The organism is Alloactinosynnema sp. L-07, from assembly GCF_900070365.1.
Lineage (GTDB): Bacteria > Actinomycetota > Actinomycetes > Mycobacteriales > Pseudonocardiaceae > Actinokineospora.
Genome location: NZ_LN850107.1, coordinates 5,221,846 through 5,244,959, shown reverse-complemented (window position 1 = coordinate 5,244,959; position 23,114 = coordinate 5,221,846). Strand labels below are relative to the sequence as shown.

Below are 23,114 nucleotides of genomic sequence, written 5' to 3'. Positions count from 1 at the left end.
TGACAGGCGCGTATACAGCTTGCTAGCGCGAGCGGTACATGTGACTGTCAACCGCTCACTGTCCTGGAAGGACGCATCTTGGCAGTCTCCCGCGCGACCAAGGCCACTGCTGCGACCAACTCCACTGCTTCGAACTCGGGTATCCCCGGAGCCCCTCGCCGGGTTTCTTTCGCGAAGATCCGCGAGCCCCTGGGTACGCCCAACCTGCTGGACCTGCAGATCCAGTCGTTCGAGTGGTTCACCGGTAACGAGATGTGGTTCCAGCGCCGCATCGACGCCGGTGACGAGAACCCTGTCGGCGGCCTTGAGGAAGTCCTCAACGAGATCTCCCCGATCGAGGACTTCTCCGGCTCCATGTCCCTGTCCTTCTCCGACCCGCGCTTCGACGAGGTCAAGGCCTCCGTCGAGGAGTGCAAGGACAAGGACATGACCTACGCGGCGCCGCTGTTCGTCACCGCGGAGTTCACCAACAACACCACTGGCGAGATCAAGAGCCAGACGGTGTTCATGGGTGACTTCCCCGTGATGACCAACAAGGGCACGTTCATCATCAACGGCACCGAGCGTGTCGTGGTCTCGCAGCTGGTCCGGTCTCCCGGCGTCTACTTCGACACGGCGATCGACAAGACCACCGACAAGGACGTCTTCAGCGTCAAGGTCATCCCCAGCCGCGGCGCCTGGCTCGAGTTCGACGTCGACAAGCGCGACACCGTCGGTGTCCGCATCGACCGCAAGCGCCGCCAGCCCGTCACCGTGCTGCTCAAGGCGCTGGGCTGGACCACCGAGGCGATCCGCGAGCGGTTCCACTTCTCCGAGACGCTGCTCGCCACGCTCGAGAAGGACCACACCGCGGGCACCGACGAGGCGCTGCTCGACATCTACCGCAAGCTGCGCCCGGGCGAACCGCCGACGAAGGAGAGCGCGCAGACCCTGCTGGAGAACCTGTTCTTCAAGGACAAGCGCTACGACCTGGCCAAGGTCGGCCGGTACAAGATCAACAAGAAGCTTGGGCTGGCGCTGCCGACGAACACCGGCGTGCTGACCGAGGACGACATCGTCACGACCATCGAGTACCTGGTCCGCCTGCACGCGGGCGACACCTCGATGATCGCGGGCGAGGGCGACAACAAGATCGACATCCCGGTCGAGGTCGACGACATCGACCACTTCGGCAACCGCCGCCTGCGCACGGTGGGTGAGCTGATCCAGAACCAGATCCGGGTCGGCCTGTCCCGCATGGAGCGCGTGGTCCGCGAGCGGATGACCACTCAGGACGTCGAGGCGATCACGCCGCAGACCCTGATCAACATCCGCCCGGTCGTCGCCGCGATCAAGGAGTTCTTCGGAACCTCCCAGCTGTCGCAGTTCATGGACCAGACCAACCCGGTCGCGGGCCTGACCCACAAGCGCCGCCTCTCGGCGCTGGGCCCCGGCGGTCTGTCCCGTGAGCGCGCGGGCATGGAGGTCCGCGACGTCCACCACAGCCACTACGGCCGCATGTGTCCGATCGAGACGCCGGAAGGCCCGAACATCGGCCTGATCGGCTCGCTGTCGAGCTACGCGCGGGTCAACCCGTTCGGCTTCATCGAGACGCCGTACCGCAAGGTCGTCGAGGGTCAGGTCACCGACCAGATCGACTACCTGACCGCCGATGAGGAAGACCGGCACGTCATCGCCCAGGCGAACGCGCCGCTCGACGACCAGAACCACTTCGCCGAGGAGCGCGTCCTCGTCCGCAAGCGGGGCGGCGAGGTCGAGTTCATCGAGCCGTTCGACGTGGACTACATGGACGTCTCGCCGCGCCAGATGGTGTCGGTCGCGACCGCGATGATCCCGTTCCTGGAGCACGACGCCGCCAACCGTGCCCTCATGGGCGCGAACATGCAGCGTCAGGCGGTGCCGCTGCTGCGCAGCGAGTCCCCGCTGGTCGGCACCGGCATGGAGCTGCGCGCCGCGGTCGACGGCGGCGACCTGGTCACCGCGGCCAAGGCCGGTGTGGTCGAGGAGCTCTCCGCCGACTTCATCACGGTCATGGCCGATGACGGCACCCGCCAGACCTACGGGATGCACAAGTTCCGCCGGTCCAACCAGGGCACCTGCATCAACCAGAAGCCGATCATCGCCGAGGGCGACCGCGTCGAGGCCGGTCAGGTCATCGCCGACGGGCCGTGCACCGAAGACGGCGAGATGGCGCTCGGCAAGAACCTGCTCGTGGCGATCATGCCGTGGGAGGGCCACAACTACGAGGACGCGATCATCCTGTCGCAGCGCCTCGTGCAGGACGACGTGCTCACCTCGATCCACATCGACGAGCACGAGATCGACGCGCGCGACACCAAGCTGGGCGCCGAGGAGATCACCCGGGACATCCCGAACGTCTCCGAGGAGGTCCTGGCGGACCTGGACGAGCGCGGCATCATCCGCATCGGTGCCGAGGTCGGCGCGGGCGACATCCTGGTCGGCAAGGTCACGCCCAAGGGCGAGACCGAGCTGACCCCGGAGGAGCGCCTGCTGCGCGCGATCTTCGGTGAGAAGGCCCGCGAGGTCCGCGACACGTCGCTGAAGGTCCCGCACGGCGAGACCGGCAAGGTCATCGGCATCCGCGTCTTCTCCCGTGAGGACGAGGACGAGCTGCCCCCCGGCGTCAACGAGCTGGTCCGGGTCTACGTGGCCCAGAAGCGCAAGATCCAGGACGGTGACAAGCTCGCGGGCCGCCACGGCAACAAGGGCGTCATCGGCAAGATCCTGCCGGTCGAGGACATGCCGTTCCTGGAGGACGGCACCCCGGTCGACGTCGTGCTGAACACCCACGGTGTGCCCCGTCGTATGAACATCGGGCAGATCATGGAGTCGCACCTGGGCTGGATCGCCAAACAGGGCTGGAAGATCGACGGCAACCCGGACTGGGCCTCGAAGCTCCCCGAGGAGCTCTACGAGGTCGAGCCCGACACGAACACCGCCACGCCGGTGTTCGACGGTGCCCGCGAGGACGAGATCACTGGCTTGCTCGGCTCCACCATGCCCAACCGCGACGGTGTGCGGATGGTCAAGGAGGACGGCAAGGCGACGCTGTTCGACGGTCGCAGCGGCGAGCCGTACCCGTACCCGGTCTCGGTCGGCTACATGTACATCCTCAAGCTGCTGCACCTGGTCGACGACAAGATCCACGCTCGCTCGACCGGCCCGTACTCGATGATCACCCAGCAGCCGCTCGGCGGTAAGGCCCAGTTCGGTGGCCAGCGCTTCGGTGAGATGGAGTGCTGGGCGATGCAGGCCTACGGCGCGGCCTACACGCTGCAGGAGCTGCTGACGATCAAGTCCGACGACGTGCTCGGTCGCGTCAAGGTCTACGAGGCGATCGTCAAGGGCGAGAACATCCCGGAGCCGGGCATCCCGGAGTCCTTCAAGGTGCTCCTCAAGGAGCTCCAGTCGCTGTGCCTGAACGTGGAGGTGCTGTCGAGCGACGGCGCCGCCATCGAGATGCGCGACGGGGACGACGAGGACCTGGAGCGCGCTGCGGCGAACCTGGGTATCAACCTCTCCCGCAACGAGTCGGCTTCGGTCGACGACATCGTCAACTGACCTCGCTGCCGCCGCCGGGAGAGACCGGAAACCTCTCCCGGCGGGCAGGCACTGATCCCCCCATTTTCGTGCTGTAACAAAGAAGGGGAGAAGGAACCGACGTGCTGGACGTCAACTTCTTCGACGAATTGCGTATCGGCCTTGCGACTGCGGACGACATTCGGCAGTGGTCTTTTGGTGAGGTCAAGAAGCCCGAAACGATCAACTACCGCACCCTCAAGCCCGAGAAGGACGGCCTCTTCTGCGAGAAGATCTTCGGCCCCACCCGGGACTGGGAGTGCTACTGCGGCAAGTACAAGCGCGTCCGCTTCAAGGGCATCATCTGTGAGCGCTGTGGCGTCGAGGTGACGCGCGCCAAGGTGCGGCGTGAACGCATGGGGCACATCGAGCTGGCCGCCCCGGTCACCCACATCTGGTACTTCAAGGGTGTCCCGTCGCGCCTGGGCTACCTGCTCGACCTGGCGCCGAAGGATCTCGAAAAGATCATCTACTTCGCCGCGTACGTCATCACCTCGGTGAACACCGAGCTGCGCCACAACGACCTCCCGACGCTGGAGTCGGAGATGGGCGTCGAGCGCAAGCAGGTCGAGAACAAGCGTGACGCCGACATCGAGGGCCGCGCCCAGAAGCTCGAAGCCGACCTCGCACAGCTTGAGGCCGAGGGCGCCAAGAGCGACGTGCGCCGCAAGGTCAAGGAGGGCGGCGAGCGGGAGATGCGCCAGCTCCGCGACCGCGCCCAGCGTGAGCTGGACCGGCTCGACGAGATCTGGTCGACCTTCACCAAGCTCGACATCAAGCAGCTCATCGCCGACGAGCTGCTCTACCGCGAGCTGATCGACCGCTACGGCGACTACTTCACCGGCTCGATGGGCGCCGAGGCCATCCAGACCCTGGCGCGCGACTTCGACGTCGACGCCGAGGCCGACATCCTGCGCGACACGATCCGCAACGGCAAGGGGCAGAAGAAGCTCCGCGCCCTCAAGCGGCTCAAGGTCGTCGCGGCGTTCCAGGCGACCCGCAACTCGCCCATGGGCATGGTGCTCGACTGCGTCCCGGTGATCCCGCCGGACCTGCGCCCGATGGTCCAGCTCGACGGTGGCCGCTTCGCCACCTCCGACCTGAACGACCTGTACCGCCGCGTGATCAACCGCAACAACCGGTTGAAGCGACTGATCGACCTCGGCGCGCCCGAGATCATCGTCAACAACGAGAAGCGGATGCTGCAGGAGGCCGTCGACGCGCTGTTCGACAACGGCCGCCGCGGCCGCCCGGTCACCGGGCCCGGCAACCGCCCGCTCAAGTCGCTGTCCGACCTGCTCAAGGGCAAGCAGGGCCGGTTCCGCCAGAACCTGCTCGGCAAGCGAGTCGACTACTCGGGCCGTTCGGTCATCGTCGTCGGCCCGCAGCTCAAGCTGCACCAGTGCGGTCTGCCCAAGGCGATGGCGCTGGAGCTGTTCAAGCCGTTCGTCATGAAGCGGCTGGTCGACCTCAACCACGCGCAGAACATCAAGTCCGCCAAGCGGATGGTCGAGCGCGCGCGCCCGGCCGTGTGGGACGTGCTCGAAGAGGTCATCACCGAGCACCCGGTCATGCTGAACCGTGCGCCCACGCTGCACCGCCTCGGCATCCAGGCCTTCGAGCCGCAGCTGGTGGAAGGCAAGGCCATCCAGCTGCACCCGCTGGTCTGTGAGGCGTTCAACGCCGACTTCGACGGTGACCAGATGGCGGTCCACCTGCCGCTGTCGGCCGAGGCGCAGGCCGAGGCCCGCATCCTGATGCTGTCGTCGAACAACATCCTGTCCCCGGCGTCGGGTCGCCCGCTGGCGATGCCGCGTCTGGACATGGTCACGGGCCTGTACCACCTGACCCGCCTCAAGGAGGACGGGCTGGGCCAGGGCCTGGCGTTCTCCTCGCCCGCCGAGGCGATCATGGCCTTCGACCGCAAGGTCATCGGCCTGCAGTCGATGGTGAAGATCCGCATCAAGGACCGGACCCCCGGCCCCGGCATGCAGCCGGAGGACTGGACCCCGGGTCAGCCATGGCTGGCCGAGACCACCCTGGGCCGCGTGCTGTTCAACGAGCTGCTGCCGCCGGACTACCCGTTCATGAACGAGCCGATGCCGAAGAAGCGTCAGGCCGCGATCGTGAACGACCTCGCCGAGCGGTACCCGATGGTCAAGGTCGCGCAGACCCTCGACAAGCTCAAGGACGCGGGCTTCTACTGGGCCACCCGCTCGGGTGTCACCATCGCCATGTCCGACGTCATCGTGCCGCCCGCCAAGGCCGGGATTCTCGAGGAATACGAGAAGAAGGCCGACACCGTCGAGAAGCGGTACCAGCGTGGTCAGCTCTCCGCCACCGAGCGCAACAACGAGCTCGTCAAGGTGTGGAGCAACGCGACCGAAGAGGTCGCCAAGGCCATGGAGGACAACTACCCCGACGACAACCCGATCCCCACGATCGTGAAGTCGGGCGCGGCGGGCAACATGACCCAGATCCGTCAGCTCTCGGGCATGAACGGTCTGGTCACCAACCCGCGTGGTGAGTTCATCCCGCGACCGATCAAGGCCAACTTCCGTGAAGGCCTGTCGGTGCTGGAGTACTTCATCGCCACCCACGGTGCCCGCAAGGGTCTGGCCGACACCGCGCTGCGCACCGCCGACTCGGGTTACCTGACCCGTCGTCTGGTGGACGTCTCGCAGGACGTCATCGTCCGCGAGGTCGACTGCGGCACCACCCGCGGCGTCGTGATGCCGCTCGGCGAGGAAGGCACGGACGGCAAGGTCTTCCGCGCCCAGCACGTCGAGACCAGCGTCTACGCCCGCTGCGTGTCCGACGACGTCAAGGACTCCGACGGCAACGTGCTGATGAACCGGGCCGACGACCTCGGCGACCCGGCGATCGACATGCTGCTCGCGTCGGGTGTCTCGAAGGTCAAGGTCCGCTCGGTCCTGACCTGTGAGGCCGCGGTCGGCGTCTGCGCCACCTGCTACGGCCGTTCGATGGCCACCGGTCAGCTCGTCGACATCGGCGAGGCGGTCGGCATCGTCGCCGCGCAGTCCATCGGTGAGCCTGGCACGCAGCTGACGATGCGTACCTTCCACCAGGGTGGTGTGGCTGGAGACGACATCACCACCGGTCTGCCGCGTGTCCAGGAGCTGTTCGAGGCCCGCGTGCCGAAGGGCAAGGCGCCCATCGCCGACGTCGACGGCCGCGTGCGGATCGAGGACGGCGACCGCTTCTGGAAGATCACCCTCACGCCGGACGACGGCAGCGAGGAGATCATCTTCGAGAAGCTGTCCAAGCGTCAGCGGCTCGCGGGCACCCCGACCGGCCCGCTGTCTGACGGTGACCACGTGCAGGTCGGCCAGCAGTTGCTGGAAGGCACCCGGGACCCGCACGAGGTCCTGCGCGTCATGGGTCCCCGCGAGGCGCAGCTCCACCTCGTCGAGGAAGTCCAGAAGGTCTACCGCGCCCAGGGTGTGTCGATCCACGACAAGCACATCGAGGTCATCGTCCGGCAGATGCTGCGCCGGGTGACCATCCTCGACAACGGTGCCGCCGAATTCCTGCCCGGCGCTCTCATCGAGCGCGCCGTGTTCGAGGCGGAGAACCGTCGGGTCGTCGCCGCGGGCAACGAGCCCGCGTCCGGCCGTCCGGTGCTGATGGGTATCACGAAGGCGTCGCTCGCGACCGACTCGTGGCTGTCGGCGGCCTCCTTCCAGGAGACCACTCGCGTGCTGACCGACGCGGCCATCAACGGCCGCAGCGACAAGCTCGTGGGCCTGAAGGAGAACGTGATCATCGGTAAGCTGATCCCGGCTGGTACGGGCATCAACAAGTACCGCAACATCCAGGTCCAGCCGACCGAAGAGGCCAGGGTCGCGGCGTACGCGATCCCGTCCTACGACGACGGCTACTACACCCCGGATGTGTTCGGTGCGGGCACCGGTGCCGCCGTTCCGCTGGACGACTACGACTTCGGGCGCGACTACCGCTAGCGCGAAGTAGCTCTATCGGGTGAAGCCCTGGAACCCTTTGGTTCCAGGGCTTCGCCTGTTTTCGCAGTACCGTTGTCTGGTGACATTCTTCGCCGGACCAGACGCTCGATACGCCAAGCAACTGGAAGCCCAGATCGCCAGGGAACCGGATCGGCGCGGGGAACTCCTCGTGGAGGCCGGAGAGCACTGGCACCGCGCGGGCGCCACCAACCGGGCCATCGAACTGCTGATGGAGGCCGCCGCGCTCGGCGGTGACGACGCGGGCTACGCGCGGGTCACGATGGCCGACGTCTTCTTCGATCTCGAATGGCTGCCTGAGGCCCACGCGCAGCTGGAAGCCCTCTGCCGGGAGCTGCCGTCGGCCCCTGGGCCGTTCGAGCTGGCGGGCGAACTGATGGAGGAGCGCGGCGAACTCCAGTGGGCGCTGCGGATGTTCGAGATGGCGCTGGCCCGCTTGGACGAGGAAGAGATGGAACTGCTGCACGAGCCCAGCGACGGACTCTGCTACGCCCACATGCTGATCTCCGCGCGACGGCGGGTCCGGCGGGCGATCGGGCTCCCGGCCGACGACCTGGACAGGTCCATCCCGGAACGCCCCCGGCGCCGGAACGACTGAGGGCGGGCGGCTCGCCCGCCCTCAGTCCACTCAGGATTCGCGGATGTCCTCGACGGTGCGGCCGCCGACACCCCAGTCGCTGGTCTCCACCTCGTCGACCACCACAAAGGTGAGCGACGGGTCCTTGCCGAGTACCTCGCGCAGCAACTCGGTGACCCCGCTGATCAGCTGGGCCTTCTGTGCCTTGGTCGCGCCGTCCCTGGTGATCTTGATGTTGACGTAGGGCATCAGGCCCGCCCGGAGACATAGCCGCCGTCGAGGTTGAGGATGTGGCCGGTGATGAAGCCCGAGTCGACCAGGTAGAGCACCGCGTCGGTGGTCTCGGCGACCTCGCCGACCCGGTCGAGCAGGGCCAGCCCGGCCAGGTCGTCGACGTCGAAGCCCTGGTGCAGCGGGGTGCGGATGATGCCGGGGGCGACCAGGTTGACCCGGATGCCCAGCGGCGCCAGCTCGGCGGCCAGGCTGACCGTCAGCGCGTGCACGCCGCCCTTGGCGGCCAGGGGCGCCGACGCGGGGACGCCGGTCTTGGCGTGGTCGACGAAGACGGTGCCGATGTTGACGATGCTGCCGCCGGTGCCCTGCGCGGCCATCCGCCGCACCACGGCCTGGGTGGTCAGGTAGGTGCCTCTGAGGTTGATGCCGAGGTAGCCGTCGAGTTCGTCCTCGGTGACATCGACGAACGGCTTCACGCCGAAGATTCCCGCGTTGTTGACCAGCACGTCGACCCCGCCGAACCGCTCGACGGCCGCCTGGACGAGGGCCGCGCCGGTCGACGCCGCGCCGATGTCGCCCGCCACGGCGGCGACCTGGGCGGGGGCGCCGAGGCCCGCGGCGGCGTCGGCGAGTTTGGCGGCGTCGCGGCCGTTGATGACGACGTTGCCGCCACGCTTGACGTAGGCGCGGGCGACGTCGAGGCCGATGCCGCTGGAGGCGCCGGTGATGATCGCGGTGGACATGAGTGCTCCTTGGTTGACAAGACGACCAGTCGTCTTGGAATTGGGGCAAAAAAAGAGAGGGCTCAGGGGCGGAAATATCCGTCGAGCAACCTGCGCAGGCACTTGCGCAGGGGCTCGGCGGACTGGTCGACCTTCATCCTGATGACCGCACCCTCCCAGGACTCGATGAGCATGTCGGCCAGGTCGGCGGCGTCCTCGTCGTCGCGGACGAGCCCCAGCCGCTGGCCGTCCGCCAGCGCGTCCCGAATGCCGTTTCGCCAGCTCAGGAAGGCTGTCGCCAGCGCGGTGCGGCAGGACTGGCTCTCGTCCAGCTCGCCCGCGAGGTTGGCCAGTAGGCAGCCGCCCTCGAACCGGGTCCGCTCGAACCCGGCGATCTGGATCTCGAAGAACGCCCGAACGCCGCTGACCGGGTCGGCCGCGCCGTCCAGCGCCGCGGCCAGGGTCTCGGCGGTGCACCGCTGGGTGTGTTCGATCGTGGCCACGCCGAGGGCTTCCTTGCTGGGGTAGTAGTTGTAGAACGAGCCCTTCGGGATCTCCACGCTGTCGAGCAGGTCCTTCAGGCCGGTGCCGTGGTACCCCTGCCTGAGAAAGGCGTTCGCGCTCGCGTCGAGCAGCCGTAGCCGGGTGCCCTCGCTGAGCCGTGGTCGCGCCATGCCACCGACAATACGACCGGTCGTCTTGAAACGCAAGCGGGTTGTTGGCGAGTCGGCTTCGGTCGGTGGGCAGTGCAATGCTGGAGGCATGTGCCGCAACATCCGAGTCCTGCACAACTTCGAGCCCCCGGCCACCGACGACGAGGTCCGCGCCGCGGCGATCCAGTATGTGCGCAAGATCAGCGGGTCGGCCAAGCCGTCCCAGGCCAACCAGGAGGCCTTCGACCGCGCCGTCGACGCCGTGGCCGCGATAACCCAGGAACTCCTCGACGAACTGGTCACCAACGCCTCCCCGCGCGACCGGGAGACCGAGGCGACCAAGGCCAAGGCCCGCGCCGCCGTTCGCTATGGCACCCGTTAAGACTTGACGGGGAACCCTCGGACGCCTGTTGGAGTCTCACGCGCAACCAATTAGCCACAGAGGCGAGAGGCGGCGCGCGATGGGAGACCAGGTCACGGTCGACCCCGGGGAACTCGACGGGTGTGCGGAACTGCTGCGGCACAACGCCCAGCACTTCCTGACGATCAAGGAGCACGCGACCTCCAAGGGCGGTGACACCTCGGGGTTCACCGGGTTGCTGTCGCTGCTCATCCCGGTGGTCGATGGCGTCGTGAGTCTGTACGGGGAGACCCTGGACTTCGCGAACTCCATGATGCTCAAGGAAGCCGACGCGCTGAGCGAGGCCGCGGCGAGCTATGCCAAGGCAGACCGGCTCTGGAGCGACATCTTCCAGCAGATCACCGACCAGATCGACACCCTGTCTGCGCCGACCGTGGGCGGGGGTGCCCGATGACCACCGCGTACGCCGATGTGGAGGACCCGGCCGCGGCTTTGGCCGCGGGCGCGGAGGACCGGCCGGGCAGGCAGTCCACTCAGGAGCTGATCGAGGCCGCGGGCTGGAAGATCCAGGGCGTCAACTGGATTTACGAGAAGGTCACCGGCGAGAACCTCGTTGACGCGCTGATCAAGCCGCTGGTGGGCGACTTCGAGAAGGTCGACGCCAACGCGCACGCCTGGGGTCAGGTGTCCAAGGCGCTGGACTCGGTGCGGCGCAACGTCGACGGGGGAGCCGACCAGCTCGCTCCACATTGGACCGGCGACGCCGCGGACAAGTTCGGCCTGCGGCTGAGCGGGCTGTGGGCGCTGGCCATCGAGGCCGACTCCCAGGTCGCCAGGATCATCGGCGACAAGTTCAAGTCCACCGCCAACACCTGCCGCACCGCGGTGATGGCCGCGCTGACCCTGCTGGACCTGCTGGTCGGCAAGCTGATCGAGGCCGCGATGAAGGCATGGATCCCGGTCGTGGGCTGGGGCCGCGCGGTGTGGATGGTCTGGGACGCGGTCGAGATCGCCGACGGCATCCGCAAGATCATCATCTCGATCCAGACGCTCATCGAGGGCGTGATGGGCATGGTCGATGGCATCAAGGCCATGGGCACCGCGCTGATGAAGCTCAAGGACGTCCGCGACGTCAACGACCTGCTCGACGTGGTCGACTCCTACCAGGACGGCCAGGAGAAGTTCGCCGACGGCAAGGCCGCGGCCAAGTCCGGCGTCATCGGCATCGCCTGGAACGGCTCCCGACTCGACGGCAAGGTGACCAAGGCGGGCGACCGGTACAACACGCAGCCCGCGCCCGCACCCACCGGAGTCGGACCGTGACGTTCCCCTATGACCAGGCCCGGCTGGCCGAACTCATCGGCATGGTCGACGCCCGCCTCGCCGCGGTCGACCAGGCCGTGCTCGACGCCCAGCGCGTCAAGCCCAAGTCGGCCGGACTGTCCGAACAGGACCTCGCGGCGATCGAGCGGCACGTCAACGGGCCCGAGGCGCCCAAGGAACTGCGCGAGCTGGTGGGCCGGATCAAGGACGGCGAGCTGAGCTGGTCGGACATCACCAGCGGCCGCGCGCTCGACGACCCCGGCGTCCAGGCCGCGATGGCCACCGGCCTCGGCGACCTCCGTCGAGCCCACGACGAGATCCAAGAGGGACACACCCCCGAGGAAATCATCAGCGGCGCCGACGAACCTCCACAGATAAAGCGCGACGACGCGTGGTGATCAAGTAACAACCACCGCTAAGACTCAAGCTCCGGGAAATGAGGAACTTTCGTTTCCCGTCGCGGTTCCGTTGCCCCGGACAATCTCGAAGGCCAGTGCCGTGGCTACAGCCAGTGTTCGGACCGGGTGGGTGAGGCCGGGGGTGAGGCGCAGCGTGTCCCGGCGGACCTTGTCGCGGCCGCGCTTGGCCAGAACGCCGAACTCGAACCGGGCGACGTCGCCGAGCAGGCAGAGCACCTGGCCTGCCGGATCGCTGAGCCGGATGTCGCGGTGGCCGTGGTAACGCACCGACCCGATCGGGGTACCGGTCGGGTCGGTGACCCGCACGTCACCCTTGCCGAGGGTGAAGCCCTTCTCGATCGAGAGCACCGGCGTGCCACCCGGGTCGGTCACGGCGAGTTCGAACGGGGTGCTCGCGGAGAACTGGGTCATCCGGACGAGCTTGAGCGCCCCCGGACCCCTGCGTTCGGCGACCGTGGCCAGCAGTGTGTCGCGTTCGTCGCGGACGGTCACCTGGTAGCGAGTGCGCATCAGGACCTTGCCGAAGCCCCAGGGATGCTCGATGACCAGCGTGTCGGCGTGCAATACCCCCATTCGGCCAGCCTATCGCCCAGCCCGGTGATCCATCGGCGGCCCGGCGGCAAGCGGCAAACGAACGTGTGGTGTGGAGTTGCCGCACACCCTAACCATTCAGTGATTCATTGACGGTCCGCGCGTAGGCACGCCTGTGGCCTGACGCTGCCGCAGGGCGCGCGGCCGAACTTCTGTCAGATACTACGTTATGTAGTAATATGCTCTTGTGGAGCAGATACCGATCAGTCAGCTCAATCAAGACACTGCGGGCGCGCTGGCGCGGGTCGCGAACGGCGAGTCGCTGGAAGTGACCAACCGTGGCAGAGTGGTGGCGCGGCTGGTACCGCCTGCTGATGACGCGTACTCCCGGCTCGTCGCCACCGGGTTGCTTGCCCCGGCCACGCTCCGCGGCCCGATCCCGATGCCGGAAGGCGAGATCGACGAGACCGGTGCGGCCAGTGCCGCGCTGATCCAGATGCGCGAGGAAGAGCGCTGGTGATCTATCTGGACAGCTGTGCGATCGTCAAGCTCGTCATACCGGAAGCCGAGTCGCGGGCGCTGAACGTCTGGCTGGCTGAGCGACCCGATGACCGGTTGGTGACATCGAAGCTCTCTGAGGTCGAAGTGACCCGGGCGGTACGCCGGAGCAGGCCAGGTGTACTGGGTGGGGTCTCGACGGTGCTGAGGTACCTGGGGCGACTGGAGATCGGCGACGCGGTTCGTGCGACTGCAGCCGCGTACCTCGATCCCAATCTGCGCACACTTGATGCGATCCATCTGGCCACGGCCCAATCTCTTGAGCTGGCCGGCGGTCCGCTGTCCGCGTTCGTGACCTACGACAAGCGGCTCGCCGCGGCGGCGGAGGAAGTCGGGCTGCCGGTTGTGGCGCCGAGTTGAGGCCTCTGACCAGCGCGGTCTGGCCCTGACCAGCGAACCTCGGCGAGTCGCGGCTCAAGTTCCGAGATCGGTCGGGTCGGCGTCGTAAGATGTGACCTACACACCCCGGCTTGTGTCAACACAGCGCGCTCGGATCTCTTCTCAGAGTCACAGTGGGACCCCGATTTGTCCCAGCGCCCGCGGGGAAGGTATCTTTGCTACTCGCGCCCGACCCATGTCGGGTCGATCCGTGTGCCTGTGCCGCGCGGTCCGCGAACTGGCTGGTCGTTCACCCGATCGCCACGTAGCGGGCTCCTGCCAGTCACGCCGGAGTTCCTTCCGAACCCCGCTGGGATGTTTCACTCCCGCGCGGGTGCTGCTGAGAGCGGGCGACACGCCCGACCTCGGGGGACGGGCGGAACAGCAGGAACCGCAAGTACACAGTGCATATCGGGGCCGGGCAGCCGGCGTCGACATGAAGCAGAGAAAGCCGGTCTATGCCCACGATCCAGCAGCTGGTCCGCAAGGGCCGCCAGGACAAGGTCGCCAAGCAGAAGACTGCGGCTCTCAAGGGGAGCCCGCAGCGGCGTGGCGTGTGTACCCGCGTGTACACCACCACCCCGAAGAAGCCGAACTCCGCACTGCGCAAGGTCGCTCGCGTGAAGCTGACCAGCGGCATCGAGGTCACGGCCTACATCCCGGGCGAGGGTCACAACCTGCAGGAGCACTCCATGGTGCTCGTTCGCGGTGGCCGAGTTAAGGACCTGCCGGGTGTTCGCTACAAGATCATCCGCGGCTCGCTGGACACCCAGGGCGTGAAGAACCGCAAGCAGGCGCGTAGCCGTTACGGCGCGAAGAAGGAGAAGAGCTGATATGCCCCGCAAGGGACCGGCCCCGAAGCGGCCGCTGATCTCCGACCCGGTGTACAGCTCGCCGTTGGTCACCCAGCTCATCAACAAGGTCCTCAAGGACGGCAAGCGTTCGGTCGCCGAGCGCATCGTCTACGGGGCCCTTGAGGGCGCTCGCGACAAGACCGGCACTGACCCGGTCGTGACGCTGAAGCGCGCGCTGGACAACGTGAAGCCGACCATCGAGGTCAAGAGCCGCCGTGTCGGTGGCGCGACCTACCAGGTGCCGATCGAGGTCAAGCCGGGGCGCTCCACCACCCTGGCCCTTCGCTGGCTGGTGTCGTTCTCCCAGGCCCGCCGTGAGAAGACCATGATCGAGCGTCTGATGAACGAACTCCTCGACGCGTCCAACGGCCTTGGCGCCAGCGTCAAGCGTCGCGAGGACACCCACAAGATGGCCGAGTCCAACAAGGCCTTCGCCCACTACCGCTGGTGACAACCGGTCCCGGCCACCCGGCCGGGACTCCAGCGGCGCCGTAGCTGCTCAAGACAGGGGAAGAAACCCGTGGCACTCGACGTGCTCACCGACCTGGCCAAGGTCCGCAACATCGGGATCATGGCTCACATCGACGCGGGCAAGACCACGACGACGGAGCGGATCCTGTTCTACACCGGGATCAGCTACAAGATCGGCGAGGTGCACGACGGCGCCGCGGTCATGGACTGGATGGAGCAGGAGCAGGAGCGCGGCATCACCATCACGTCCGCCGCGACGACCTGCTTCTGGAAAGACCACCAGATCAACATCATCGACACCCCGGGCCACGTCGACTTCACCGTCGAGGTCGAGCGCAACCTGCGCGTCCTCGACGGCGCGGTCGCGGTGTTCGACGGTAAGGAAGGTGTCGAGCCCCAGTCCGAGCAGGTGTGGCGGCAGGCGACCAAGTACGACGTCCCGCGTATCTGCTTCGTCAACAAGATGGACAAGCTCGGCGCGGACTTCTACTTCACCATCCGCACCATCAAGGAGCGCTTGGGCGCCAAGCCCCTGCCGATCCAGATCCCGATCGGCAGCGAGAGCGACTTCATCGGCGTCGTCGACCTGGTCGAGATGAAGGCGCTCACCTGGCGCGGCGAGGTCAAGAAGGGTGAGGACTACACGGTCGAGGAGATCCCGGCCGACCTCACCGAGAAGGCCGCCGAGTTCCGCGAGCAGCTCATCGAGGCCGTCGCCGAGACCGACGACGAGCTCATGGAGCTGTACCTCGCGGGCGAGGAGCTGTCCGTCGAGCAGATCAAGTCCGGTATTCGCCGGATCGTGACCAACCGCTCGGCGTACCCGATCCTGTGTGGTTCGGCGTTCAAGAACAAGGGCGTGCAGCCCATGCTCGACGCCGTGATCGACTACCTGCCCTCGCCGCTGGACCTCCCGCCGGTCGAAGGCACGCTGCAGGACGGCGAGACCGTCGTCAAGCGCGCCCCGAACACCGACGAGCCGTTCGCGGCGCTGGCGTTCAAGATCGCCACGCACCCGTTCTTCGGCAAGCTCACCTACATCCGGGTGTACTCGGGCAAGGCGCCGCAGGGCACGCAGCTGATCAACTCGACCAAGGACCGCAAGGAGCGCATCGGGAAGATCTTCCAGATGCACGCCAACAAGGAGAACCCGGTCGACGAGGCCATGGCCGGTCACATCTACGCGGTGATCGGGCTCAAGGACACCACCACCGGTGAGACCCTGAGCGACCCGGCGCACCCGATCGTGCTCGAGTCCATGACCTTCCCGGACCCGGTCATCCAGGTCGCCATCGAGCCCAAGACGAAGGCCGACCAGGAGAAGCTGGGCACCGCGATCCAGAAGCTGGCCGAGGAAGACCCGACGTTCAAGGTCAACCAGGACGACGAGACCGGCCAGACGATCATCGCGGGCATGGGCGAGCTGCACCTCGACATCCTCGTCGACCGCATGCGGCGCGAGTTCAAGGTCGAGGCGAACATCGGCAAGCCGCAGGTCGCCTACCGTGAGACGATCCGCAAGACGGTGGACAAGCTCGACTACGTCCACAAGAAGCAGACCGGTGGCTCCGGCCAGTTCGCGAAGGTCATCATCAAGCTCGAGCCGATGACCACGGGTGACGGCGCCCTGTACGAGTTCGACAACAAGGTCTCCGGTGGTCGCATCCCGCGGGAGTACATCCCGTCGGTCGACGCCGGTGCGCAGGACGCCATGCAGTACGGCGTGCTCGCGGGCTACCCGCTCGTCGGCTTGAAGCTGACGCTGCTCGACGGTGCCTACCACGAGGTCGACTCCTCGGAAATGGCCTTCAGGGTCGCAGGCTCCATGGCGATGAAGGAAGCCGCCAAGAAGGCCGGTCCCGTGATCCTGGAGCCGATGATGGCGGTCGAGGTGACCACGCCCGAGGACTACATGGGCGAGGTCATCGGCGACCTGAATTCCCGCCGTGGCCAGATCCAGGCCATGGAGGAGCGCAGTGGTGCCCGCATCGTGAAGGCGCTGGTTCCGCTGTCGGAGATGTTCGGGTATGTGGGCGATCTGCGGTCGAAGACCCAGGGTCGTGCCAACTACTCGATGGTGTTCGATTCCTACGCCGAGGTTCCCGCGAACGTGGCGAAGGAAATCATCGCAAAGGCTACGGGGGAATGACCCCGCACCGGAGCACCGCACAGTAGTGCGGGCTCTTCCGGGGGCATCCCGGGTCCGCACATTCGACCCTGAACAAGTACGAGTCCAGGAGGACACCAAGTGGCGAAGGCTAAGTTCGAGCGGAACAAGCCGCACGTCAACATCGGGACCATTGGTCATATCGACCACGGCAAGACCACGCTCACCGCGGCGATCTCCCGGGTCCTGCACGACAAGTTCCCCGACGTCAACCCGCTGATGAACTTCGATCAGATCGACAAGGCGCCGGAAGAGAAGGCGCGTGGCATCACGATCTCGATCGCGCACATCGAGTACGAGACCGGCAAGCGGCACTACGCGCACGTCGACTGCCCGGGGCACGCGGACTACATCAAGAACATGATCACCGGTGCCGCCCAGATGGACGGCGCGATCCTGGTCGTGGCCGCCACCGACGGCCCGATGCCGCAGACCAAGGAGCACGTGCTCCTGGCTCGCCAGGTCGGTGTCCCCTACATCGTCGTCGCGCTGAACAAGTCCGACATGGTCGACGATGAGGAGATCCTGGAGCTCGTCGAGCTCGAGGTCCGCGAGCTGCTGACCGAGTACGAGTTCCCGGGCGACGACCTGCCGGTCGTGCGCGTCTCGGCGCTCAAGGCGCTCGAGGGCGACGCCGAGTGGGGCGAGAAGCTCATGGAGCTCATGAACGCGGTCGACGAGTCGATCCCGGAGCCCGAGCGCGAGGTCGAGAAGCCGTTCCTCATGCCGATCGAGGACGTCTTCACGATCACCGGTCGTGGCACGGTCGTCACCGGCCGTATCGAGCGTGGCATCATCAAGGTGAACGAGACCGTCGAGGTCGTCGGCATCAAGGAAAAGGCCATCTCGACCACGGTCACCAGCATCGAGATGTTCAAGAAGTTCCTCGACGAGGGTCGGGCGGGCGACAACGCGGCGCTGCTGCTGCGTGGCGTCAAGCGTGAGGATGTCGAGCGCGGCCAGGTCGTGGTCCGCCCCGGCACCACCACCCCGCACACCGAGTTCGAGGCGCAGGCGGTCATCCTGAGCAAGGACGAGGGTGGACGTCACACCCCGTTCTTCAACAACTACCGCCCGCAGTTCTACTTCCGCACCACCGACGTGACCGGCGTCGTGACCCTCCCCGAGGGCACCGAGATGGTCATGCCGGGCGACAACACGGGCATGCTCGTGAAGCTGATCCAGCCCATCGCGATGGACGAGGGCCTGCGCTTCGCCATCCGTGAGGGTGGCCGCACCGTGGGTGCGGGTCAGGTCACGAAGATCCTCGCTTAGTTCCACCCCGGGGTGGCCGAGAGTTATCTCGGCCACCCCGGTTTGGATCGCCACACTCGCGTGTGGCATCCTTTATGGGTTGCTCGTTGCGGGGCGGCCGGTCGAATTTCCACCGGCCGCCCCAGCACGAGCGCCGGGGTCCTCTACGGACCCTCGGGATGTTCGGCTAGCCCCCCGTGGCGATGAGACTCCGCTTGGATGCTCGGAATCGACAAGGGATCGGTCTGTGGAATCGGCGCGACACGCCCGACCGCGTGGACCGGGGAGAGCCCTCCCGAGCACTGATTGACTTTTGAACAGGGAAGCGGCGCGGTATCGGCCAGTTTGGGCCGCCGAGGATCGCAACGAGACAGAGGAACGGCAAGCCATTATGGCGGGACAGAAGATCCGCATCCGGCTCAAGGCCTATGACCACGAGGCGATCGACGCGTCCGCGCGCAAGATCGTGGAGACCGTGACGCGCACTGGCGCACGGGTCGTCGGGCCTGTGCCGCTGCCCACCGAGAAGAACGTCTACTGCGTCATCCGCTCGCCGCACAAGTACAAGGACTCGCGCGAGCACTTCGAGATGCGTACGCACAAGCGTCTGATCGACATTCTCGACCCGACGCCGAAGACGGTCGACGCGCTCATGCGCATCGACCTCCCGGCCAGTGTCGACGTCAACATCCAGTAATCGCGTGCGTGGCGAGAGCGGCGGAGAGTAACGAGAGCCATGTCTGACAGGCAGATGAAGGGAATCCTGGGCACGAAGCTCGGGATGACCCAGGTCTTCGACGAGAACAACCGGATCGTTCCGGTGACCGTCGTCAAGGCGGGACCCAACGTGGTCACGCAGATCCGTAGCCAGGATTCCGATGGCTACACGGCGGTTCAGTTGGCGTTCGGCGCCATCGACCCGCGCAAGGTGAACAAGCCCGAGGCCGGGCACTTCGGCAAGGCGGGTGTGACCCCGCGCCGCGTTCTCGCGGAGCTGCGGACCACCGACGCCGCCGAGTACACCCTGGGCCAGGAGATCACCGCGGAGGTGTTCGAGGCCGGTCAGGTCATCGACGCCACGGGGACCACCAAGGGCAAGGGCACCGCCGGTGTCATGAAGCGACACGGCTTCAAGGGTCTGGGCGCCTCCCACGGCACCCAGCGCAAGCACCGCTCCCCGGGTTCGATCGGCGGCTGTGCCACCCCGGGTCGCGTCTTCAAGGGTCTGCGGATGGCCGGTCGCATGGGCAACGTGCGCGTGACCACGCAGAACCTCACCGTGCACCAGGTCGACGGCGAGTCCGGCCTGATCCTGATCAAGGGTGCCGTTCCCGGCCCCAAGGGCGGCCTCGTGTTCCTGAGGACCGCGGCTAAGGGTGGTGTCTGATGACCAGCGTTGACATCAAGACCCCCGCCGGTAAGACCGACGGCAGCGTCGAGCTGCCCGCCGATGTCTTCGACGTGCAGGCGAACATCCCGCTGATGCACCAGGTCGTCGTGGCCCAGATGGCCGCCGCGCGACAGGGCACGCACTCGACGAAGACCCGCGGCGAGGTTTCCGGCGGTGGCAAGAAGCCGTACCGCCAGAAGGGCACCGGCCGCGCCCGCCAGGGCTCGACCCGTGCGCCGCAGTTCGTCGGCGGTGGCGTCGTGCACGGCCCGCAGCCGCGTGACTACGCCCAGCGGACGCCGAAGAAGATGAAGGCCGCCGCCCTGCGCGGTGCCCTCTCCGACCGGGCCCGCGCGGGCCAGGTGCACGTCGTGTCCGGCCTGGTCGAGGGGGACACCCCGTCGACCAAGACCGCGCGCAGGCTGATCGAGTCGGTGACCGCCGCCAAGCGCGTGCTGGTCGTGCTGACCCGTAACGAGGACGTCGCCTGGGTGTCGCTGCGCAACCTGCCGCACGTGCACCTGATCGCGCCGGACCAGCTCAACACCTACGACGTGCTCGTCAACGACGACGTGGTGTTCACCAAGGCCGCCCTGGACGCGTTCCTTTCGCGCCCGGTCCGCGCCGCCAAGTCGGTCGCCAGCTCGGCCGAGATCCAGTCGCTGACCGGCGCCCGCTTCGGCGATGCCAGCCACGACGCGCTGGCGGACGGCTCGCAGCCGGAGGGTTTCCCGATCAAGGGCAACGCCGACTCGATGCTGTACCACGTGCCCGACTCGGCGTTCTACGACCGGACCGTTGCCGAGGTGTGGTTCACCACCGCGGAGGCTGCCGAGGCCGCTGGCTTCCAGCTGCCCCCGTCGCAGCGGAAGTCTGAGGAGGACAAGTGATCCCCGACCACCGCGACATCCTGCTCGCGCCGGTGATCTCCGAGAAGTCCTACGGGCTGCTCGAGGAGAACAAGTACACCTTCGTGGTGGCCCCTGAGGCCAACAAGACCCAGATCAAGATCGCGGTCGAGAAGGTTTTCGGCGTGAAGGTGGTGAGCGTGAACACGCTCAACCGCAACGGAAAGCGCAAGCGCACCCGCACGGGGTACGGCAAGCGCAAGGACACGAAGCGCGCGATCGTCACGCTCTCCCCGGAGAGCAAGCCGATCGAGATCTTCGGCGGCCCGGCCGCGTAAGGGACTGACTAAACATGGGCATCCGCAAATACAAGCCGACCACCCCGGGCCGTCGTGGCTCCAGCGTGGCGGACTTCGCCGAGATCACTCGGTCGACGCCGGAGAAGTCGCTGATCCGTCCCCTGCACGGCAAGGGCGGGCGTAACGCGCACGGCAAGATCACCACCCGGCACAAGGGTGGCGGTCACAAGCGCGCGTACCGCCTCATCGACTTCCGTCGCAACGACAAGGACGGCGTGCCGGCCAAGGTCGCTCACATCGAGTACGACCCCAACCGCACCGCCCGGATCGCGTTGCTGCACTACGCCGACGGCGAGAAGCGCTACATCATCGCGCCGAACAAGCTGTCGCAGGGCGACCCGATTGAGAACGGCCCCCGCGCCGACATCAAGCCGGGCAACAACCTGCCGCTGCGCAACATCCCGGTCGGCACCGTGATCCACGCGATCGAGCTCCGCCCCGGTGGCGGCGCGAAGATCGCCCGGTCCGCGGGCACGAGCGTGCGCCTCGTCGCGAAGGACGGCCCCTACGCCCAGCTGCGTATGCCGTCCGGCGAGATCCGCAACGTCGACGTGCGCTGCCGCGCCACCGTTGGTGAGGTCGGCAACGCCGATCACTCCAACATCAACTGGGGCAAGGCGGGCCGCATGCGGTGGAAGGGCAAGCGCCCGACCGTCCGCGGTGTCGCGATGAACCCGGTCGACCACCCGCACGGTGGTGGTGAGGGTAAGACCTCCGGTGGTCGCCACCCGGTCAACCCCGCGGGTAAGCCCGAGGGCCGCACCCGGCGCAGCAAGCCGAGCGACAAGCTGATCGTCCGCCGCCGGACCACCGGCAAGAACAAGCGCTGAGCAGGGAGGTAGAAGCAATGCCACGCAGCCTGAAGAAGGGCCCGTTCGTGGACGACCACCTGCTCAAGAAGGTGGACGCTCTCAACGAGTCCGGCAAGAAGACCGTGATCAAGACCTGGTCGCGTCGCTCCACGATCATCCCCGACATGCTCGGGCACACGATCGCGGTGCACGACGGCCGCAAGCACGTTCCGGTGTTCGTCTCCGAGGCCATGGTGGGTCACAAGCTGGGCGAGTTCGCCCCGACCCGCACGTTCAAGGGCCACATCAAGGACGACCGCAAGGCCCGTCGCCGCTAGTCGGCACGAACTAACAGAGCAGACAGAGAGAGCAAGGGAAGCAGCGATGAACGCCCGTAACGAAGCTCCGGCGCAGGAGGAATACCCCCGCGCCGTTGCTCGGGCTCGCTACGTTCGCGACACGCCCATGAAGGTGCGCCGCGTCGTCGAGCTCATCAGGGGACGTAGCGCCAGCGAGGCCCTGGCCGTGCTCCAGTTCGCGCCGCAGGCGGCTAGTGAGCCGGTCGCGAAGGTGCTCGCCAGTGCCATTGCCAACGCCGAGAACAACCTCAACCTCGACCCGGACACCCTGTGGGTGTCGACGGTGTACGTGGACGAGGGCCCGACGTTGAAGCGGTTCCGTCCGCGCGCCCAGGGGCGTGCCTACCGGATCCGCAAGCGCACGAGCCACATCACGGTCGAGGTCGAGTCCCGGCCGAAGCCCGCAGCCAAGGCTGCCAAGAAGGGTGGTGCCCGCTAATGGGGCAGAAGATCAACCCACACGGCTTCCGGCTTGGGATCACCACCGACTGGCGGTCCCGTTGGTACGCCGACAAGCAGTACGCGGAGTACGTGGCGGAGGACGTCAAGATCCGCCGCCTGCTGTCCAAGGGCATGGAGCGCGCCGGTATCTCCCGTGTGGAGATCGAGCGCACCCGTGACCGGGTCCGCGTCGACATCCACACCGCCCGGCCGGGCATCGTCATCGGCCGCCGCGGCGCGGAGGCCGACCGTATCCGCGGCGAGCTGGAGAAGCTGACCAAGAAGCAGGTCCAGCTGAACATCCTCGAGGTGAAGAACCCCGAGGCCGACGCCCAGCTCGTGGCCCAGGTGACCGCCGAGCAGCTGTCCAACCGCGTGTCCTTCCGTCGCGCGATGCGTAAGGCCATCCAGTCGGCCATGCGTTCGCCGCACGTCAAGGGCATCCGGGTGCAGTGCGGTGGCCGTCTCGGCGGCGCCGAGATGTCCCGCTCGGAGCACTACCGCGAGGGTCGCGTCCCGCTGCACACGCTGCGCGCGGACATCGACTACGGCTTCTTCGAGGCCCGCACCACCTTCGGCCGCATCGGCGTCAAGGTGTGGATCTACAAGGGCGAGGTCGTCGGCGGCCGTCGCGAGCACGAGGCCCGTTCGGCGGCCCCTTCGGCCGACCGTCGCGAGCCGCGTCGTGAGCGTCCGAACCGCGCGCGTCGTTCCGGTGCCTCCGGCACCACCGCTACCAGCACCGAGGCGGGACGCGCTGCCGCCGAGGCACAGACGAAGGTCGAAGCTCCGGCTGAGACTGCTAGCAACGGGGAGAGCTGAG

At 67.0% G+C, this 23,114-nt stretch carries 24 protein-coding genes and 1 pseudogene; 21 read left to right on the top strand and 4 right to left on the bottom strand.

Features of this window, described 5'->3' with window-relative positions; translation table 11 throughout:
• Nucleotides 1-78 precede the first annotated feature (78 nt).
• From BN1701_RS23545 to BN1701_RS23535, 3 genes are all read left to right on the top strand, one after another.
• Nucleotides 79-3,582, top strand: coding sequence for a DNA-directed RNA polymerase subunit beta (locus BN1701_RS23545; RefSeq protein WP_054052282.1), 3,504 nt, complete (start codon nucleotides 79-81; stop codon nucleotides 3,580-3,582).
• Nucleotides 3,583-3,683: 101 nt separating this feature from the next.
• The gene (locus BN1701_RS23540) at nucleotides 3,684-7,583 is read left to right on the top strand and encodes a DNA-directed RNA polymerase subunit beta' (protein ID WP_054052280.1); all 3,900 of its coding nucleotides are present in this window, start codon (nucleotides 3,684-3,686) and stop codon (nucleotides 7,581-7,583) included.
• 79 nt (nucleotides 7,584-7,662) lie between these two features.
• Nucleotides 7,663-8,199, top strand: a complete 537-nt coding sequence (locus tag BN1701_RS23535) for a hypothetical protein (RefSeq protein ID WP_054052278.1) — start codon at nucleotides 7,663-7,665, stop codon at nucleotides 8,197-8,199.
• A gap of 30 nt (nucleotides 8,200-8,229) precedes the next feature.
• Here BN1701_RS23535 and BN1701_RS23530 read toward each other — a convergent pair whose 3' ends face one another.
• From BN1701_RS23530 to BN1701_RS23520, 3 genes are all read right to left on the bottom strand, one after another.
• Nucleotides 8,230-8,427, bottom strand: a complete 198-nt coding sequence (locus BN1701_RS23530) for a 4-oxalocrotonate tautomerase family protein (protein ID WP_054052276.1) — start codon at nucleotides 8,425-8,427, stop codon at nucleotides 8,230-8,232.
• Nucleotides 8,427-9,155: an SDR family NAD(P)-dependent oxidoreductase gene (locus BN1701_RS23525; RefSeq protein WP_054052274.1), complete on the bottom strand. Its 729-nt coding sequence runs from the start codon at nucleotides 9,153-9,155 to the stop codon at nucleotides 8,427-8,429. Before BN1701_RS23525 ends, BN1701_RS23530 begins: the two co-directional genes overlap by 1 nt.
• 62 nt (nucleotides 9,156-9,217) lie before the next feature.
• Complete coding sequence (locus tag BN1701_RS23520) at nucleotides 9,218-9,808, bottom strand: TetR/AcrR family transcriptional regulator (protein WP_054052272.1); 591 nt, start codon at nucleotides 9,806-9,808, stop codon at nucleotides 9,218-9,220.
• 88 nt (nucleotides 9,809-9,896) lie between these two features.
• On the opposite strand from BN1701_RS23520, the gene BN1701_RS23515 reads away from it, so the two are divergent.
• The 4 genes from BN1701_RS23515 (at nucleotide 9,897) to BN1701_RS23500 (ending at nucleotide 11,869) form a co-directional block, all read left to right on the top strand.
• Nucleotides 9,897-10,169: a DUF2277 domain-containing protein gene (locus BN1701_RS23515; RefSeq protein WP_054052270.1), complete on the top strand. Its 273-nt coding sequence runs from the start codon at nucleotides 9,897-9,899 to the stop codon at nucleotides 10,167-10,169.
• 79 nt (nucleotides 10,170-10,248) lie between these two features.
• Entirely contained in the window at nucleotides 10,249-10,602 is a 354-nt protein-coding gene (locus tag BN1701_RS23510; RefSeq protein ID WP_054052269.1) for a hypothetical protein, read from the top strand.
• Nucleotides 10,599-11,471: a WXG100 family type VII secretion target gene (locus BN1701_RS23505; RefSeq protein WP_054052267.1), complete on the top strand. Its 873-nt coding sequence runs from the start codon at nucleotides 10,599-10,601 to the stop codon at nucleotides 11,469-11,471. Before BN1701_RS23510 ends, BN1701_RS23505 begins: the two co-directional genes overlap by 4 nt.
• Nucleotides 11,468-11,869 carry a hypothetical protein gene (locus tag BN1701_RS23500; RefSeq protein ID WP_054052265.1) on the top strand — a complete coding sequence of 134 codons (402 nt, stop codon included), beginning with the start codon at nucleotides 11,468-11,470 and terminating at the stop codon, nucleotides 11,867-11,869. The genes BN1701_RS23505 and BN1701_RS23500 overlap by 4 nt, the downstream gene beginning before the upstream one ends.
• A 24-nt stretch (nucleotides 11,870-11,893) precedes the next feature.
• On the opposite strand, the gene BN1701_RS23495 is transcribed toward BN1701_RS23500, so the two are convergent.
• Nucleotides 11,894-12,463 (bottom strand): hypothetical protein, encoded by a 570-nt coding sequence (locus tag BN1701_RS23495; protein ID WP_054052263.1) that lies wholly within the window; start codon nucleotides 12,461-12,463, stop codon nucleotides 11,894-11,896.
• A gap of 205 nt (nucleotides 12,464-12,668) precedes the next feature.
• On the opposite strand from BN1701_RS23495, the gene BN1701_RS23490 reads away from it, so the two are divergent.
• The 14 genes and pseudogenes from BN1701_RS23490 (at nucleotide 12,669) to rpsC (ending at nucleotide 23,113) form a co-directional block, all read left to right on the top strand.
• Entirely contained in the window at nucleotides 12,669-12,941 is a 273-nt protein-coding gene (locus BN1701_RS23490) for a type II toxin-antitoxin system Phd/YefM family antitoxin (protein WP_054052261.1), read from the top strand.
• Nucleotides 12,938-13,339: a type II toxin-antitoxin system VapC family toxin gene (locus tag BN1701_RS23485; protein ID WP_054052259.1), complete on the top strand. Its 402-nt coding sequence runs from the start codon at nucleotides 12,938-12,940 to the stop codon at nucleotides 13,337-13,339. Before BN1701_RS23490 ends, BN1701_RS23485 begins: the two co-directional genes overlap by 4 nt.
• Before the next feature lie 476 nt (nucleotides 13,340-13,815).
• Nucleotides 13,816-14,190 (top strand): 30S ribosomal protein S12, encoded by a 375-nt coding sequence (gene rpsL / locus BN1701_RS23480; RefSeq protein ID WP_030473471.1) that lies wholly within the window; start codon nucleotides 13,816-13,818, stop codon nucleotides 14,188-14,190.
• Between the two features lies 1 nt (nucleotide 14,191).
• Complete coding sequence (gene rpsG / locus BN1701_RS23475; RefSeq protein WP_018682836.1) at nucleotides 14,192-14,662, top strand: 30S ribosomal protein S7; 471 nt, start codon at nucleotides 14,192-14,194, stop codon at nucleotides 14,660-14,662.
• Between the two features lie 69 nt (nucleotides 14,663-14,731).
• Nucleotides 14,732-16,831: an elongation factor G gene (gene fusA / locus BN1701_RS23470; RefSeq protein WP_054052256.1), complete on the top strand. Its 2,100-nt coding sequence runs from the start codon at nucleotides 14,732-14,734 to the stop codon at nucleotides 16,829-16,831.
• 99 nt (nucleotides 16,832-16,930) lie between these two features.
• Nucleotides 16,931-18,124, top strand: a complete 1,194-nt coding sequence (gene tuf / locus BN1701_RS23465) for an elongation factor Tu (RefSeq protein ID WP_054052254.1) — start codon at nucleotides 16,931-16,933, stop codon at nucleotides 18,122-18,124.
• Nucleotides 18,125-18,494: 370 nt separating this feature from the next.
• The gene (gene rpsJ / locus BN1701_RS23460; protein WP_003938093.1) at nucleotides 18,495-18,800 is read left to right on the top strand and encodes a 30S ribosomal protein S10; all 306 of its coding nucleotides are present in this window, start codon (nucleotides 18,495-18,497) and stop codon (nucleotides 18,798-18,800) included.
• Between the two features lie 39 nt (nucleotides 18,801-18,839).
• On the top strand, nucleotides 18,840-19,490 hold the full coding sequence (rplC, locus tag BN1701_RS23455) for a 50S ribosomal protein L3 (protein WP_054052252.1): 651 nt from the start codon (nucleotides 18,840-18,842) through the stop codon (nucleotides 19,488-19,490).
• Nucleotides 19,490-20,152 (top strand): annotated as a pseudogene (rplD, locus tag BN1701_RS23450) (50S ribosomal protein L4); the annotation flags it as partial. The gene rplC and the pseudogene rplD, both read left to right, overlap by 1 nt.
• Nucleotides 20,153-20,379: 227 nt before the next feature.
• On the top strand, nucleotides 20,380-20,679 hold the full coding sequence (rplW, locus tag BN1701_RS23445; RefSeq protein WP_054052248.1) for a 50S ribosomal protein L23: 300 nt from the start codon (nucleotides 20,380-20,382) through the stop codon (nucleotides 20,677-20,679).
• A 14-nt stretch (nucleotides 20,680-20,693) separates the two neighbouring features.
• On the top strand, nucleotides 20,694-21,530 hold the full coding sequence (gene rplB, locus BN1701_RS23440) for a 50S ribosomal protein L2 (protein ID WP_054052246.1): 837 nt from the start codon (nucleotides 20,694-20,696) through the stop codon (nucleotides 21,528-21,530).
• 17 nt (nucleotides 21,531-21,547) lie between these two features.
• Complete coding sequence (gene rpsS, locus BN1701_RS23435) at nucleotides 21,548-21,829, top strand: 30S ribosomal protein S19 (RefSeq protein ID WP_018682829.1); 282 nt, start codon at nucleotides 21,548-21,550, stop codon at nucleotides 21,827-21,829.
• Nucleotides 21,830-21,875: 46 nt separating this feature from the next.
• Nucleotides 21,876-22,289 (top strand): 50S ribosomal protein L22, encoded by a 414-nt coding sequence (gene rplV, locus BN1701_RS23430; RefSeq protein ID WP_054052244.1) that lies wholly within the window; start codon nucleotides 21,876-21,878, stop codon nucleotides 22,287-22,289.
• Nucleotides 22,289-23,113, top strand: coding sequence for a 30S ribosomal protein S3 (gene rpsC, locus BN1701_RS23425; protein WP_054052243.1), 825 nt, complete (start codon nucleotides 22,289-22,291; stop codon nucleotides 23,111-23,113). The genes rplV and rpsC overlap by 1 nt, the downstream gene beginning before the upstream one ends.
• Nucleotide 23,114 lies beyond the last annotated feature (1 nt).

Excerpts from the sequence above, each read along its gene's own strand:
- BN1701_RS23510 (WP_054052269.1), top strand. The coding sequence starts at position 10,249 with ATGGGAGACCAGGTCACGGTCGACCCCGGGGAACTCGACGGGTGTGCG.
- BN1701_RS23525 (WP_054052274.1), bottom strand. The coding sequence starts at position 9,155 with ATGTCCACCGCGATCATCACCGGCGCCTCCAGCGGCATCGGCCTCGAC.
- rpsC (WP_054052243.1), top strand. The coding sequence starts at position 22,289 with ATGGGGCAGAAGATCAACCCACACGGCTTCCGGCTTGGGATCACCACC.
- BN1701_RS23505 (WP_054052267.1), top strand. The coding sequence starts at position 10,599 with ATGACCACCGCGTACGCCGATGTGGAGGACCCGGCCGCGGCTTTGGCC.
- rpsL (WP_030473471.1), top strand. The coding sequence starts at position 13,816 with ATGCCCACGATCCAGCAGCTGGTCCGCAAGGGCCGCCAGGACAAGGTC.
- rplC (WP_054052252.1), top strand. The coding sequence starts at position 18,840 with ATGTCTGACAGGCAGATGAAGGGAATCCTGGGCACGAAGCTCGGGATG.
- rpsG (WP_018682836.1), top strand. The coding sequence starts at position 14,192 with ATGCCCCGCAAGGGACCGGCCCCGAAGCGGCCGCTGATCTCCGACCCG.
- rplV (WP_054052244.1), top strand. The coding sequence starts at position 21,876 with ATGAACGCCCGTAACGAAGCTCCGGCGCAGGAGGAATACCCCCGCGCC.
- rpsJ (WP_003938093.1), top strand. The coding sequence starts at position 18,495 with ATGGCGGGACAGAAGATCCGCATCCGGCTCAAGGCCTATGACCACGAG.
- rpsS (WP_018682829.1), top strand. The coding sequence starts at position 21,548 with ATGCCACGCAGCCTGAAGAAGGGCCCGTTCGTGGACGACCACCTGCTC.
- BN1701_RS23495 (WP_054052263.1), bottom strand. The coding sequence starts at position 12,463 with ATGGGGGTATTGCACGCCGACACGCTGGTCATCGAGCATCCCTGGGGC.
- BN1701_RS23520 (WP_054052272.1), bottom strand. The coding sequence starts at position 9,808 with ATGGCGCGACCACGGCTCAGCGAGGGCACCCGGCTACGGCTGCTCGAC.
- BN1701_RS23530 (WP_054052276.1), bottom strand. The coding sequence starts at position 8,427 with ATGCCCTACGTCAACATCAAGATCACCAGGGACGGCGCGACCAAGGCA.
- rplB (WP_054052246.1), top strand. The coding sequence starts at position 20,694 with ATGGGCATCCGCAAATACAAGCCGACCACCCCGGGCCGTCGTGGCTCC.
- BN1701_RS23515 (WP_054052270.1), top strand. The coding sequence starts at position 9,897 with ATGTGCCGCAACATCCGAGTCCTGCACAACTTCGAGCCCCCGGCCACC.